The following is a 13960-nucleotide window of genomic DNA, read 5'->3' as shown; positions in this document are numbered from 1 at the left end:
TCGCCACAGCTGAAAGAGGTCTTGGACGGCGGGAGGCGGGCGGCCGCAGGGTTGATTCCGTAGCGAAGCCACGGAAGGAACACGTCATGAGCCTGCAAGGACAGCGGATCGTCGTCATCGGCGGCACCGGGGGTATCGGACTGGCGGTCGCGGAGGCCGCCGTCCAGGAGGGCGCGGCCGTGGTCGTCGCCTCGCGTCGGCAGGAGAGCGTGGACGCGGCCCTGAAGCGGCTGCCGAACGGCGCCGAGGGAATCGTCCTGGACGCGACCGACGAGGACTCCGTACGCGGCTTCTTCGCTCGGGTCGGCGCCTTCGACCACCTCGTCTACACGGCCGGCGAGTCCATCCTCATGGGCAGTCTCGCCGAGTCGGACCTCGGGCGGTCCCGGCGCTTCCTGGACACCCGGCTGTGGGGCGCGTACACGGCCGTCAAGCACGGCGCCCCGTCGATCCGCCCCGGCGGCTCCGTCGTCCTGACGACGGGTACGGCCGGGCAGCGGCCGATGCCGGGCACGACCGTCGCGGCGAGCCTGTGCGGGGCGATGGAGTCGCTCACCCGGGCCCTGGCCCTGGAGCTCGCCCCGGTCCGCGTCAACGTGGTCTCCCCCGGCGTGGTCCGCACCGAGCTGTGGCGGGACCTGGCCGAGACGGACCGCGAGGGCCTGTACGCGTCCACCGCGGCGTCGCTCCCCGTCGGCCGGGTGGGCGAGCCCGCGGACATCGCCGAGGCGTACCTGTACCTGATGCGCGGCGGCTACAGCACCGGCTCGGTCGTCACGGTGGACGGCGGCGGAACGCTGGTCTGAGTCGCCGTCTGAGTTGCCGTCCGCCCTCCGAGGGGGGCCTCAGACCACGAACCGCACCTCCGCCGCCGAGACCACGGTCCCCAGCCGCGGGAAGTCCAGCCGCACGGACGCGTCGTGCTCGGGCCCGGTCAGCGCGGCCATGGCGTCCTCGACGAACACGAGGTCGTAGCCGAGGTCACCGGCGGCGCGTGCCGTGGACTCGACGCCGAGGTTGGTGGCGATACCGCCGAACACCAGCGTGCTGACGCCGCGTTCATGGAGTCGGTCGTGCAGGTCGGTGCCCTGGAAGCCACCGATGGTCCGCTTCACGACCTCGATGTCACCGTCCCGGGCGAGCCCCTCCACCAGTTCACTGCCGGCCGGCTGTTCGGCGACGCCGGGCCGCTCGACCCGGATCAGCACGACGGGCGCGCCGGCCGCCCGGAAGGCGGTCGTCAACTCCTCGGCGGCATGCAGGACTTCGGTGCCTTTGCGGGGCTCCAGGGGCAGCGCGACGATCCGGTCCATCAGATCGACGAGCACGAGGGCGCTGCGCGCGGGGTCGAGCGCGAGGGGTGCGGTCATGACGGAACGTTATCCGTCGTCAGCCGTCCGTACCGGAAATCCGGATCAACAGGTCCATGAACTGGTCGCGTTCGGCGGCGGAGAGGGGGGCGAGCAGCTCGTCGTTGGCCGCGCGGGCGGCCCGCTCGCAGCGCTCAAGGAGCCAGGCGCCCTGCACGGTGAGGGACACCGCGTTCTTGCGCCGGTCCTTGGGATCGGGTTCGCGCACGATGTGGCCCGCGGCCTGGAGGTCGTTGAGGACGCCGACCAGGTCCTTGGGGTCGAGACCCACCCCGCGGCCGAGGTCGGCCTGCGCCACGGGGGCCAGGTCGCGGACGGCGGAGAGCACGACGTGGTGCCACATCTTCAGCCCCTCGGCGGTCAGGGCCTGCGCCACCAGGGTCCGCCCACGGGCGGCCGCGCGGCCGAGCAGCCAGCTGGGCAGGGAGCGGATGGCGACGAGGGGCGCTTCGGGCATGGGGACAGCGTAGCGGGAAGTCGTTGGACTTCCCAATGAATCATGTCTACCGTTGGGACTCCCAACGAAACCGTGGGGAGTCCCAACGATCCCCGCGCCACTGTCGACACCCGCGACACCCGGAGGTGCGATGCGCCGCGTCCGCTACGAGTCCACCGGCGGCCCCCTGTTCCTGGAGGACGCCCCCGTCCCCGAACCGGGCCCCGGCGAACTCCTCGTCCGCTGCGAGGCGATCGGCGTCACGCTCCCGGTCGTCCGCAAGGTCACCGAGGCCGCCGAACCGATCCCGCTGGGCGGCGAGATCGCGGGAGAGGTCGTGGCGGTGGGCGGCGGAGTGACCCGCTTCGGCGTCGGCGACCGGGTCACGGGCCTGTGCTTCGGACACGGCTACGCCGACTTCGCAACCCTGCACGAGGCGATGGCCTCCCCGATCCCGGAGACCGCCACCGCGGTCGACGCGGTCGCCCTCGTCCGCAGCGGCCTGGTCGCTCTCGGCGCCCTCACCGCCGCACACCCCGAGCCGGGCGAGTCGGCCCTGGTCACGGCCGCGGCGAGCGGGGTCGGCCATCTCGCCGTGCAACTCGCGCGGGCCCGGGGCGCGACCCGGGTGGTGGCCGCCGTGTCCGACCCCGCGAAAGCCCCCTTCGTACGTTCCCTCGGCGCGGACGAGGTGATCTCCTACGCCGACGAGAGCTGGGGCGAGCCCGTCGACTACGCCCTCGACGCGGTGGGCGGCGACCTCCTCACCCCGGCGATCGGCGCCCTGGCCCCGGGCGGGCGACTGGTTGCCTACAGCTCGGGCGGCGGCACGATCCAGGCGTACGACCTCCTCGTGGGCGCCAAGTCCGTGATCGGCTTCCAGATGGCGCACATCGCGCGCGGGCGGCCGGAGTTGTACGAACGGTGGCGGCGGGAGCTGTGGGCGCTGTTCGCGGAGGGGGCGCTACGCCCCGCCGTGCACGGGGAGTTCGCGTTGGAGGACGCGGCGAAGGCGCATGCGGTGATCGAGTCGCGGGGGAATCTGGGGAAGGTCGTGCTGCGTACTTAGCGCGGAAGACGGCGACTTGGCGCGGAAATGGGCGGGAGCCGGTCTCACCGACTCCCGCCCTCCCCTGTCTTGCTGTCCCTGCTGGTCAGTTCAGACTCTGGCTGCGCCGGCGCCACCACGCCAGGCCCAGGCCGATCAGCAGGATGCCCGCCGCGCCCGCGCCCGCCGACGCGGCGATCAGGCCGGTGTCGGTCGTGCCGCCCGTGGAACCGGCCGGCTCCAGGGAGTCGCCCAGTTGGTTGCGTACGTCGTTGCCACCGGTCGTGCCCTTCGCGAGCGGTCCTCGCGAACCCGCTACGGGCTGGGCCAGGTAGGGGAAGGAGTCGCCGAACTTCTGGTCGTCGGTGTCGACCGCGTCCCCCAAGTCGTTCTTGGCGCCGACCAGTTCGCCCTCGACGACCTGGAGCGAGATGTCCACGACGTCGTCGGTGAGCCGGCGCCCGTTCGGGAAGCCCGCGTTGTCGCCGTCGAGCACACCGAGCCGTTTCGGGTCGGCGGTCGGCTTGATCGAGGTGTTCAGGCGCAGCATCTCCGCCGGCCGCACGTTCGGCGGCTGGTTGAGGCCCTTGACGCCCTTGAGGAAGACGTCGACGAGGTCGTTGCGCGGTTCAGCGGGCGCCTTGATCTTGTAGATGGCCTCCATGAGCTTCGGCAGCTCCGGGTTGGTCACGTTCTTCAGGAACTGGCCGTCGTTCCACGGCGAGTCCGCGTTGAACCTGTCCTTGTCCTTGAGCGGGTTGACGACCTCGTTGACCAGCGGGTTGCCCAGGCGTGAGACCTGCTCGTAGGAGCCCTGGGCGTTCCTTCGCTGAGTCGTCGACCAGATACCCACGACCGGCTGCTGCTTCGACTGGGTGATCATGTCGGTGGGCAGCTGCAGGGCGACCGAGTTGACGTTGTAGCCCTTGAGGGTGTTGTTGCCGACCTCGGAGAGGTTCCCGCCGTACAGCAGGTCGAAGACGCGCAGGTCCAGGAAGAACGGATCGTCCGCCTGGCCGGCGAACGTCCGGCCCCCACCGGCGAGTTGACGGACGGCCTGGCCGCGCAGCTTGCCGTAGTCCGGCATCGACGCCTTGCCGACGTTCGACGGGGCCACCGGGATGTCGTCGGCGAGCTTCTTCTTCGACACGACCTGCTGGTTGTGCAGCTTGAGCAGCTCAATGTCGTAGGTCTGCGTGACGTTCAGGTCGGGGTCGCCCAGGCTGGTGACGGGGCCCGTGTTGTAGAGGAACGTCTTCTTGTTCTTCGTGTGGGTCTTGAAGGTGTAGCGCAGCAGCAGTTCGCCTTGCGCGTCACCGTTGTTGTCGATGTGGATGTCGTACTGGGCGTCGTCCGCGAACGTGTAGAAGTTCGGGCCGCCCGAGGGGTCCTCGAAGGGGATCCAGTTCGCGATGATCGTCGTCGTCTTCGGGCTGTCCGGGCTCACGAACGCGTACACGTCCGTGTTGTCGTACCGGGGGTTTCCCGCGATCAGCGGGGCCTCCCGGTGACTGGAGGCGGAGGCCGCCCCCGGTTCCAGCGTGGCCACACCGGCGGCTGCGAGTCCCCCGGCGGCCAGCGCACCCGCTATGAGGGTGGCGAGGCCCCTGCGCCCCGCACCGCTCCTTGAGTTAGGTGTCATTCCGTCCGTCCTCCATGCCAACTTCCCTGACGCTGGGGGATTCGGAACGGCCGCCCGTGCGGATTGGTGATTATTGACCGATCTGACGGATCTTTCAGTTGATCAACCGGGTTGAGCGGAACCATGACCCCTCACGCCACCGCGGCGGAAATCTGCATCTATGCGTCACCCCTGACACCCCATCACCACCCATCCGGCGTAGTCCGTACCCCCGGCACACCCGTCCGGCACATGGCTCGTTACGCCTGATGAGTTCAACGGGCCGCGTCGTGTGCGACCCGTCGTACGAGTAGGAGGCAGTCACTTGGATGCCGGCACCACCCTGGTCGGCTCGCTGCTGGCGGCCACGGGCGTGCTGGGGGCGGCCGTGGTGGCGTATCTGGGCAAGCGCGGCGAGAACGCCCTCAGCGGCTACTCCAGCCTGACCGAGAAGCTGCAGTCCGAGCGGGACCGCCTGGAGCGGCAGGTGGCCGAACGGGACACGCGGATCACCGAGTTGGCCACCCTGCACGCCGCCGACCAGTCCGAGATCGCGCGGCTCAGGCTCGACATCGACCGGCTCGGAGGTGCGCGGTGAGGTCCCGTTTCGAGCGGCTGCTCGCGTCGCGCTGGCGCAGCGTGTTCCTGGTCTGTGTGCTGATCGCCCTCTCCGGCGTCGCGGTGATCCTGTGGGCGCGCATCGACGCCGGGGACCGTCGCGCCGACCAGATGCAGACCGAGGCCGACCGCCGGGGCCGGGCCGTGTCCACGCTCGCGCGGGACGTGCGCGCGCTGCGTGCCCAGGTCCGGGCCCACGGCGGTACCCCGGCGGCCCCCGATCCCTCCGACGCGGTCGACGACCTCTTCGACCGGATCCGGGTGCCCGCCGCGCTGCCCGGCGAGCGGGGTGCGAAGGGCGAGAAGGGGGACCGGGGTGCGGGCGGGACGCCCGGCACCGCCGGTGACCAGGGCCCGCGCGGCGAACCCGGACCCTCGGGGCCGACGGGGCCGGAGGGTCCGGAGGGCTCGCCTGGTCCGACCGGTCCGACCGGCGACCCGGGCCCCGCGGGCACCGACGGCGCCACCGGTCCGGCCGGTCCCGCGGGCGGCGGGGGCGGTCAAGGAGCCCCGGGCGCCCAGGGACCCAAGGGAGAGCAGGGCGAGCCCGGGCCGCGCGGCCGGCCGGGTCCGGACTGTCCCGACGGCTACTCCCTCCAGGTCCCCGCGACCGATCCCGACGCCCTGGTCTGCCGCCGGGCCGGCACGGTCGCGCCGGCACCGAGCCCCGGGCCGGCGGCGCTGCTTCCGGTCCTGCCGGTGCTGCGTCGGCGGCTGCGGCGCACGAGACGCGGTCGCCGAGAGGGCGGCCACGGTGGACGGACCGGCCGCGCGTCGGGGCGCCCTCGGAGACGCCGGTCCTCGCGAACACCGGCTCGGCACCGGTGACTTGACGGGCTCGGCACGGTGACCCCAGCGGCCGACGTGGGCAACCACCCTGACGCGGACGGACGTTGCTCCACGGACCCCGCAAACGGACATCGCCCCATGGACCACGCGAGCGACAGCCACTACCGTCCCGTGGGTGCCCGACGACGTACGAGCACGACAGCGAGTGGGGACCGGGCTCGGTGTGCTGCTGGCGCTGGTTCTCGGAGCCGTGCTGCTCACCGCCCTGCCGGACGGTGACGGGCGGGAGGACGGGGCCGGGTGCTCGGCGCGGGCGATCCGGTCCTGGTCCGCCGACTCGGGGCTGACGGAGGAGTTCGCCCGGTACGGCGATGACGCGAGCCGCAGTGACGACTGGACCGGGGGCGACGGCACGCACTCGGTGCGGCTGCCGGACGGGCGGCTGCTGTGGCTGTTCTCGGACACGTATCTGGGGCAGGTGCACGGGCCGCCCAACCCGGTCGGCGAGTCGTACGCGTGGCGGGACACGAGCGCCCCGCTGGTGCGCAACTCGGCCGTCGTGATGGACGGCGAGGGCCGGCTGGAGCGCACGCTGCCCACTCCGCTCTTCGCCGATCCCGCGCCAAATCAATGGCGTTGGCCGGTGGCGGCCCGGGTCGAGCCGCGCTCGCCGGGTTCCGCGGAGTCGGTCGTCCGGGTGCTGCTGTGGGTGCGGACGGCCGGGCAGTCGCCGTGGATCTACGGGGTGCCCACCGCCACCGAGGTCGCCACGCTCTCGCTGCCCGACCTGCGGGTCGAGTCGGTGGTGAAGGTGCTGGACCAGTCGCTGGTGCCCGATCCCTCCCAACGGGTGCTGTTCGGCACGACGTTGGTCGAGGAGGACGGCTGGACGTACGTGTTCGGCGGCGACGACGGACAGGCCGCGTCCCGGCCGGCCTCCTCGGCGTACGTGGCGCGGGTGCCGGAGGGACGGCTCGGGGAGCCGGGCGCCTGGAAGTACTGGAACGGCTCGGGGTGGGGCGGCGCACCGCGCCCGGTGCGCGGGGCGAAGGTAGGCAGCGCGTTCTCGGTGGTGCGCACGGAGGGGACGTACGTCCTGTTCACGATGGCCGCGGGCGCGGCGGGGCTGACGACCGTGACGTCGTACTGGGCCTGCTCCCCCTCCGGGCCCTGGCACGGCCCGACGAAGGACTTCAGTCCCGCGCTGCCGCACGGCGGGGTGGCCGCGTACAACCCGCAGGCGCATCCCGAACTGAGCGGTGATGGACCGCTGGTGCTGAGTTACGACGTCAACTGGCTGGAGACGGTGGGGGCTTCGGCGAGCATCAACGCGAATGTGAGCCTGTACCGACCGCGGTTCGTGACGCTGCGGCTGACGGAGCCGGGGTGATCTCCTCCACCGGGTCGTGCGAGCGGCGCTTGGCGATCACCGCGCAGACCATCAACTGCATCTGGTGGAAGAGCATCAGCGGCAGCACCGCGAGGGAGGCGTGCGCGCCGAACAGGACGCTGGCCATGGGCAGTCCGGAGGCCAGGGACTTCTTGGAGCCGGCGAACTGGATGGCGATCCGGTCCTCGCGGTTGAAGCGCAGCGCCTTGCCGCCGTACCAGGTCAGGGTGAGCATCACGGCGAGCAGGACGGCCTCGACGACGAGGAGGCCGCCGAGCCGGATCGCGCTCACCTGGTGCCAGATGCCCTGGACCATGCCCTCGCTGAACGCGGTGTAGACGACGAGCAGGATCGAGCCGCGGTCGACCAGGCCGAGGACCTTCTTGTGCCGGGCGACGAAGCTGCCGATCCAGCGGCGCAGCACCTGTCCGGCGAGGAACGGCACCAGCAGTTGCAGCACGATCTCGACGAGCGAGTCGGGCGAGAACCCGCCGGCGCTGCTGCCGAGCAGGGCGGCGGCCAGCAGCGGGGTGACGACGATGCCGATCAGGGAGGAGAAGGAGCCGGCGCAGATCGCCGCGGGCACATTGCCGCGGGCCATCGAGGTGAAGGCGATGGAGGACTGGATGGTCGAGGGGACCAGGGTGAGGAAGAGCAGGCCCTGGTAGAGGGGGTGGGTCAGCAGGACCGGGACGAGACCGCGGGCGGCCAGGCCGAGCAGCGGGAAGACGAGGAACGTACAGGCCAGGACCGTGACATGGAGCCGCCAGTGGCGCAGTCCGTCCATCGCCTCACGGGTGGACAGGCGGGCGCCGTACAGGAAGAAGAGGAAGGCGATCGCCGCGGTGGAGGCGCCGGAGGCCACGTCCGCCCCGGTCCCGCGCGCCGGCAGCAGGGCGGCGAGGCCCACCGTCCCGAGCAACAGCAGGATGTACGGGTCGATCGGCATCCAACTCGGCCATTGCAGGCGTTTCACGGTGCTCCACTTGCTCGTTGCGTGCGCATTGCCGTCGGCGGGACGGGGATGTTCCAGGGGCGTTCCGGGGACGGGGAGTCCCCCGCCCATCGTCCTCCTCCGGAACTTGATCGGGAATCCGTCATACCGCTCTGACTGTCATCACGTTTCGCGATAACGAGTTACCCTGTTCCTCGTGTACGACCCCTCTCACCTGCGCACCTTCCTGGCGGTCGCGCAGACCCTGAGCTTCACGCAGGCCGCCCGGCGGCTCGGGCTGCGCCAGTCCACCGTGAGCCAGCACGTGCGGCGCCTGGAGGAGGTGACCGGGCGGCAGTTGTTCACCCGGGACACGCACTCCGTGGAGCTGACGGAGGACGGCGAGGCGATGCTCGGGTTCGCGCGGCGGATCCTGGAGGTGCACGAGCAGGCGACGTCGTTCTTCACGGGTACCCGGCTGCGCGGCCGATTGCGCTTCGGCGCGTCCGAGGACTTCGTGCTGACCCGGCTGCCGGAGATCCTGGAGGGCTTCCGGCACGAGCACCCCGAGGTCGACCTGGAGCTGACGGTCGAGTTGTCGGGCACGCTGCACGAGCAACTGGCCGCCGGGAAGCTGGACTTGGTGCTGGCCAAGCGGCGCCCGGAGGATCCGAGGGGCGAACCGGTCTGGCACGACGAGCTGGTGTGGATCGGCGCGGAGCGGCTGCGCCTGGACCCGGACCGCCCGGTGCCGCTGATCGTCTACCCGCCGCCCGGCATCACCCGCGCCCTCGCCCTGGAGGCCCTGGAACGCCAGGGCCGTTCCTGGCGCATCGCCTGCACCAGCGGCAGCCTCAACGGCCTGATCGCCGCGGCCCGCGCCGGCCTCGGCGTGATGGCCCACTCCCGCGGCCTGGTCCCCCCGGGCCTGGTCCGCGTCCCCGACCGCTTCGCCCTCCCCGAACTCGGCCGCGTCGACTTCGTCCTGGTCCACGGCCACCGCCGCACCTCCGCGTCGGGCACGGCGGAGGCCCTGGCCCAGTCGATCCTGGACGGCGGGGACCGCCTGCACCGGCGTTGACTCCTGGCCGCCCGCCCTCAGCGAAGTGACTTGGCATACGTCAGCTGTTTGATCCGGCGCAGATACGGCGTCGCCTCCACGTGCTGGAGTCCCGGCAGGCGGCCGAGCGGGCCGCTGATGTAGGCGTAGAGGTCCGCCGTGGTGCGCACGACCACCGAGGCCATCAGGTTGCTGGGGCCTGCCGTGGCCGCCGCGTGGGCGATGGGGTCGTGGCCGGCGAGGGCCTCGCCGACGGAGTGGAGCGCGGCGGGGGTGGTGGTGAGCCAGAGGACCGCGGAGACCGGGAAGCCGAGGGTCTCGGGGCGGATCTCGACGTCGATGTACACGGCGCCGGAGGCGAGCAGGGTGGCCAGGCGGCGTTTGACGGCGGACTCGGAGCGGCCGGTGGCGCGCTGGAGTTCGGGGTAGGTGGCGCGGCCGTCCCGCTCCAGGACGGCGAGCAGGGGCTCGTCCTCCGCTTCGATGCGGGCCGGCCCGGGGTCGGGCAGCGGGTCCGGACGCAGGGCCGCGAACTGCTCCTCGGTGAGTGCCCCGAACTTGCGCAGCCAGCCCGTCGGGCCGCCCCAGAAGCGGTGCATGAGCTGGTGGGCGCGGATCTCCATCAGGCGCGGGGTGCGCGGCAGTTTGCCCAGGAGCAGGTCGTCCCGGTCGCCGACGCTGCGCGGCCGGGTGCCGCAGATGATCTCGGTGCCGCCGGAGGCGATGCCGATCCAGCTGGTGTCGGGCCGCTTGGCGAGCGCGTCCGCGATGGTCAGCGCACTGTCGGGGACGCAGCGCAGGCGCAGGGTCCAGTCGTCCTGGCCCAGCGCGACCCCGTCCCGGACGGCGACGATCCGCAGTCCGGCCTCGGCGCACAGCCGTCGGTACCGGCGGGCGACGGTCTGGTCGGAGACGCCGAGCACCGCGCCGATCCGGCTGAAGGACGCCCGGGCGTTGGCCTCCAGGGCGCTGAGCAGCCGTAGGTCGAGCGTGTCGAAGGTGGGGGATTCCATCTGCATGCTGGCCGCTTCCGTCGGATTCCGTCGCCCGGCCACCGGTCACCGCTCCGATCGGCCGCGCACCGCTCATCGTACGAACCGAGACGCAACTGTCGAACCGGGAGTTGAGGACATGCGTACATGGGGGCCGCTCACGGCTGTGTGCCTGGGCACGTTCATGTTGTTGCTGGACGTCACGATCGCGGTGGTCGCGCTGCCGGACATGGCGCGGTCGCTGCACGCGTCGCTGAGCGATCTGCAGTGGGTGATGGACGGGTACGCGCTGGCGCTGGCCGCGCTGCTGCTCGGAGTGGGGGCCGCGGCCGACATCCTGGGCCGGCGGCGGGTGCACGTGGTGGGTGTGGTGGTGTTCGCGATCGCCTCGCTGCTGTGCGGGCTCGCGAGCGGGCCGGGGATGCTGGTCGCCGCGCGCGGTGTGCAGGGGTTGGGGGCGGCGGCGATGTTCGCGACCACGCTGCCGCTGCTCGGCTCGATCTACCAGGGGCGGCAGCGGTCGGTTGCGCTCGGCGTGTGGGGCGCGGTCAGCGGGGCCGCGGCCGCGGTGGGGCCGGTACTCGGCGGACTGCTGACCGCGGGGCCCGGCTGGCGGTGGATCTTCTACGTCAATCTGCCGGTGAGCGTGCTCGCGGTGTGGCTGACCCTGCGGGTGGTGCCGGAGTCGCACGGCTCGCGCGAGCGGAAGGTCGACTGGGCGGGCACGGTGACGTTCGCGGCCTTCGCCGCCGCGCTGACGTACGGGGCGGTACGCGCCGGACAGCAGGGCTGGAGCGAGCCGGGCACCCTGCTCACCTTCGGAGCCGGCGCGGTGGCGCTGGCAGGCTTCCTCGCCGTCGAACTGCGCGGCGCCGACCCGCTGTTGGATCCGCGGCTGTTCCTGAAGCCGGCGTTCTCGGGCGTCATGGTGGGCGCGCTCGCCTTCAACGCGGCGGCGTTCAGCCTTCTCGCGTACGACTCGATCTGGCTGCAGACGCTGCTCGGGATGAGTCCCGTCCGCGGCGGGCTCGTCTTCCTGTGGCTGTCGCTGGCGTCCTTCGTGGTGGCGGCGGCCGGCGGTCGGCTGCTGCACGGGGTGCCGGCGCGGTTCACCGTCGGGGGCGGGCTGCTGCTGATCGGCGCGGGGCAGTTCTGCATGGCGTTCCTGGGCGCGGGCTCGACGGCGTCCGCGCTGGTGCCGGGTCTGGTCCTCGCGGGGGTCGGTACGGGTCTGGTGGCGCCCGGGATCGCGGGCGCGGCGCTGGCCGCCGTACCTCCGGAGCGGGCAGGCATGGCGGGCGGCGCGGTCAACACCTTCCGGCAGCTCGGGTACGCGCTCGGCATCGCGGTGTACGGCACGGTGCTCACCTCCCGCATGCGGGACACGCTGCCGCCCGACGCGGCCCACGCACTGGCGGGCGGCGCGGCCGGCGCCCTGCGCGGTGCCTTCTCCGAGCACGCGCTGCGCACGGCGTTCGCCTCGGGGCTGAACACGGCGGCGGTACTCGCGGGAGTGACGGCGACGGTCGCGGGCATACTGGTCCTGACCTTGGTGAAGGCCCCGCGCAAGGCCGTCCGCGAGGTCGTCGGGACCCCCGTCGAACAGCCCCTGTGACCCGCCTTGGAGGGCCGTAGCCGGGTCGTACAGATTCGGTGGAGATTACGGTGCCGAAACTTACTCAACCGTCAGCTTTGTGTCCGACCCTTCCGCATGTGGGCGCATTTTCCGGCGGTGACCTGCCGGTACCTGAGCACTGCTCGGCTTCCGACCCCCTCCCGCCCTGTCGCCGGGTGGGGTAGCTTTCACGGCGCTGCGGAGCGTCACCAGAGGCGGGGAGCGGGGTTTGCGCGAGTTCACCAACCCTCCGTTGGCGTCGGCACCGCCGGTGGGCGGTCTGGCCGATGTCGTCTTCGAACGTGCCCAGGAAGACCCGCTGCACATCGCCCTCGGTCGCAAGGACGAGGCAGGTCAGTGGCGTGACGTGACCTCCGCGGAGTTCCGGGACGAGGTGCTGGCCCTCGCCAAGGGGCTGCTCGCCCAGGGCATCCGGTTCGGCGACCGCGTCGCGATCATGTCCCGCACCCGCTACGAGTGGACCCTGTTCGACTACGCACTGTGGACGATCGGTGCCCAAGTGGTGCCCGTCTATCCGACCTCCTCGGCCGAGCAGTGTTTCTGGATGCTCTACGACGCGGAGTGCACGGCCGCGATCGTGGAGCACGAGGACCACGCGATGACCATCGCCACCGTCATCGGCCGGCTGCCGCAGCTGCACCAGCTGTGGCAGCTGGACTCGGGCGCTGTGCAGGAGCTGTACGACGCCGGTGCGTCCATCGACGACGAGGTGGTGCACCGGCACCGGCAGGCGGTCACCCCGGACTCGACCGCGACGATCATCTACACCTCGGGCACGACCGGCCGCCCCAAGGGCTGTGTGATCACGCACGGCAGCTTCATGTGGGAGGCCGACACCGTCATCGAGGGCTGGGAGCCGGTGTTCCACTCGAAGAAGGGCGACGAGGCGGCGACCCTTCTGTTCCTGCCGCTCGCGCATGTCTTCGGGCGGATGGTGGAGGTCGCCGCGATCCGTGGCGGGGTCCGCTTCGGCCACCAGCCGCAGCTGAACGCCGCCGCGCTGCTGCCGGATCTGCAGGCGTTCAAGCCCACCTTCATCCTCGCCGTGCCCTACATCTTCGAGAAGGTCTTCAACGCCTCCCGCCGCAAAGCGGAGAAGGAGGGCAAGGCCGGTCCCTTCGAGAAGGCCGTCGAGGTCGCGGTGAAGTACGCGGACGCGGTGGAGGCGAAGGCCTGGGGCATCGGCCCCGGCCCGTCGGCCGGACTGCGCATGCAGCACCAGCTGTTCGACAAACTCGTCTACGCCAAGGTGCGGGCCGCCATGGGCGGCCGTATCCGCAATGCCATGTCCGGCGGGTCGGCCATGGACCGACGGCTCGGACTCTTCTTCGCGGGCGCCGGGGTGCAGATCTACGAGGGGTACGGGCTCACCGAGACGACGGCGGCCGCGACCGCCAACCCGCCCGACCGCACCCGCTACGGCACGGTCGGCCAGCCCATCCCGGGTGTCACCGTGCACATCGCGGACGACGGCGAGATCTGGCTGCACGGACCCAACACCTTCCAGGCCTACCTCAACAACCAGAAGGCCACCGACGAGACCCTGCACGACGGCTGGCTCGCCACCGGCGACCTGGGCGCGCTCGACGAGGACGGCTACCTGACCATCACCGGCCGCAAGAAGGAGATCCTGGTGACCTCCGGCGGCAAGAGCGTCTCGCCGGGGCTGCTGGAGGAACGCGTCCGCGACCACCCCCTCGTCAACCAGTGCATCGTCGTCGGCAACGACCGCCCGTACGTGGCGGCCCTGGTCACCCTCGACCAGGAGGCCGTCGAGCACTGGCTGACGATGCGCGGCAAACCGCAGATGTCCCCGGCCGAGCTGGTGCGCGACAACGACCTGGAGACGGAGGTGCGGCGCGCGGTGGTGGCCGCCAACACCCTCGTCTCCCAGGCCGAGTCGATCCGTACCTTCCGCATACTGGCGCAGCCGTTCACCGAGGAACACGGCCTGCTGACACCGTCGTTGAAGCTGAAGCGCAAGGCCATCGAGAACGCCTACGCCAACGAGGTCGACGCGCTCTACCGGGCCTGACGCTCGGCCGGCTGACGCCCCGTCAATTAAC

General features: G+C 71.6%; 13 protein-coding genes. 8 read left to right on the top strand and 5 right to left on the bottom strand.

The features are described from left to right. Nucleotides 1-86: 86 nt before the first annotated feature. Nucleotides 87-806, top strand: coding sequence for an SDR family oxidoreductase (locus tag ACWDR3_RS05765; RefSeq protein ID WP_450351071.1), 720 nt, complete (start codon nt 87-89; stop codon nt 804-806). Between the two features lie 39 nt (nt 807-845). On the opposite strand, the gene ACWDR3_RS05760 is transcribed toward ACWDR3_RS05765, so the two are convergent. Both ACWDR3_RS05760 and ACWDR3_RS05755 read right to left on the bottom strand, forming a co-directional pair. After that, nucleotides 846-1370 (bottom strand): isochorismatase family protein, encoded by a 525-nt coding sequence (locus ACWDR3_RS05760; RefSeq protein WP_450351069.1) that lies wholly within the window; start codon nt 1368-1370, stop codon nt 846-848. A 19-nt stretch (nt 1371-1389) separates the two neighbouring features. Then, complete coding sequence (locus tag ACWDR3_RS05755) at nt 1390-1827, bottom strand: MarR family winged helix-turn-helix transcriptional regulator (RefSeq protein ID WP_124001805.1); 438 nt, start codon at nt 1825-1827, stop codon at nt 1390-1392. A gap of 130 nt (nt 1828-1957) precedes the next feature. Here ACWDR3_RS05755 and ACWDR3_RS05750 point away from each other — a divergent pair, with 130 nt between their 5' ends. After that, nucleotides 1958-2875, top strand: coding sequence for a quinone oxidoreductase family protein (locus ACWDR3_RS05750; protein WP_450351067.1), 918 nt, complete (start codon nt 1958-1960; stop codon nt 2873-2875). Between the two features lie 85 nt (nt 2876-2960). Here ACWDR3_RS05750 and ACWDR3_RS05745 read toward each other — a convergent pair whose 3' ends face one another. Continuing rightward, nucleotides 2961-4496 carry a DUF4331 domain-containing protein gene (locus tag ACWDR3_RS05745; RefSeq protein ID WP_450351065.1) on the bottom strand — a complete coding sequence of 512 codons (1536 nt, stop codon included), beginning with the start codon at nt 4494-4496 and terminating at the stop codon, nt 2961-2963. Nucleotides 4497-4800: 304 nt separating this feature from the next. Here ACWDR3_RS05745 and ACWDR3_RS05740 point away from each other — a divergent pair, with 304 nt between their 5' ends. The 3 genes from ACWDR3_RS05740 to ACWDR3_RS05730 all read left to right on the top strand — a co-directional run bounded on the left by ACWDR3_RS05740 (nt 4801) and on the right by ACWDR3_RS05730 (nt 7272). Beyond that, nucleotides 4801-5073 carry a hypothetical protein gene (locus ACWDR3_RS05740; RefSeq protein WP_450351064.1) on the top strand — a complete coding sequence of 91 codons (273 nt, stop codon included), beginning with the start codon at nt 4801-4803 and terminating at the stop codon, nt 5071-5073. Beyond that, entirely contained in the window at nt 5070-5921 is an 852-nt protein-coding gene (locus ACWDR3_RS05735; RefSeq protein WP_450351062.1) for a collagen-like protein, read from the top strand. The genes ACWDR3_RS05740 and ACWDR3_RS05735 overlap by 4 nt, the downstream gene beginning before the upstream one ends. Nucleotides 5922-6057: 136 nt before the next feature. Beyond that, a complete protein-coding gene (locus ACWDR3_RS05730) occupies nt 6058-7272 on the top strand; it encodes a DUF4185 domain-containing protein (protein ID WP_450351061.1) in 1215 nt (404 codons plus the stop codon). On the opposite strand, the gene ACWDR3_RS05725 is transcribed toward ACWDR3_RS05730, so the two are convergent. Continuing rightward, nucleotides 7208-8221 carry a bile acid:sodium symporter family protein gene (locus tag ACWDR3_RS05725; RefSeq protein WP_450351215.1) on the bottom strand — a complete coding sequence of 338 codons (1014 nt, stop codon included), beginning with the start codon at nt 8219-8221 and terminating at the stop codon, nt 7208-7210. The two genes, ACWDR3_RS05730 and ACWDR3_RS05725, sit on opposite strands and share 65 nt — an antisense overlap. A 202-nt stretch (nt 8222-8423) precedes the next feature. On the opposite strand from ACWDR3_RS05725, the gene ACWDR3_RS05720 reads away from it, so the two are divergent. Beyond that, nucleotides 8424-9287 carry a LysR substrate-binding domain-containing protein gene (locus ACWDR3_RS05720; protein ID WP_450351059.1) on the top strand — a complete coding sequence of 288 codons (864 nt, stop codon included), beginning with the start codon at nt 8424-8426 and terminating at the stop codon, nt 9285-9287. Nucleotides 9288-9304: 17 nt separating this feature from the next. Here ACWDR3_RS05720 and ACWDR3_RS05715 read toward each other — a convergent pair whose 3' ends face one another. Beyond that, nucleotides 9305-10285: an Lrp/AsnC family transcriptional regulator gene (locus ACWDR3_RS05715; protein ID WP_450351057.1), complete on the bottom strand. Its 981-nt coding sequence runs from the start codon at nt 10283-10285 to the stop codon at nt 9305-9307. 112 nt (nt 10286-10397) lie between these two features. On the opposite strand from ACWDR3_RS05715, the gene ACWDR3_RS05710 reads away from it, so the two are divergent. Together ACWDR3_RS05710 and ACWDR3_RS05705 are read left to right on the top strand one after the other, a co-directional pair. Then, complete coding sequence (locus ACWDR3_RS05710) at nt 10398-11873, top strand: MFS transporter (RefSeq protein WP_450351056.1); 1476 nt, start codon at nt 10398-10400, stop codon at nt 11871-11873. Between the two features lie 229 nt (nt 11874-12102). Next, nucleotides 12103-13929 (top strand): AMP-dependent synthetase/ligase, encoded by a 1827-nt coding sequence (locus ACWDR3_RS05705; protein ID WP_450351054.1) that lies wholly within the window; start codon nt 12103-12105, stop codon nt 13927-13929. Nucleotides 13930-13960: the final 31 nt, after the last annotated feature.

The organism is Streptomyces sp. NPDC001002, from assembly GCF_053599215.1.
This window is presented reverse-complemented; position numbering and strand designations above follow the sequence as displayed.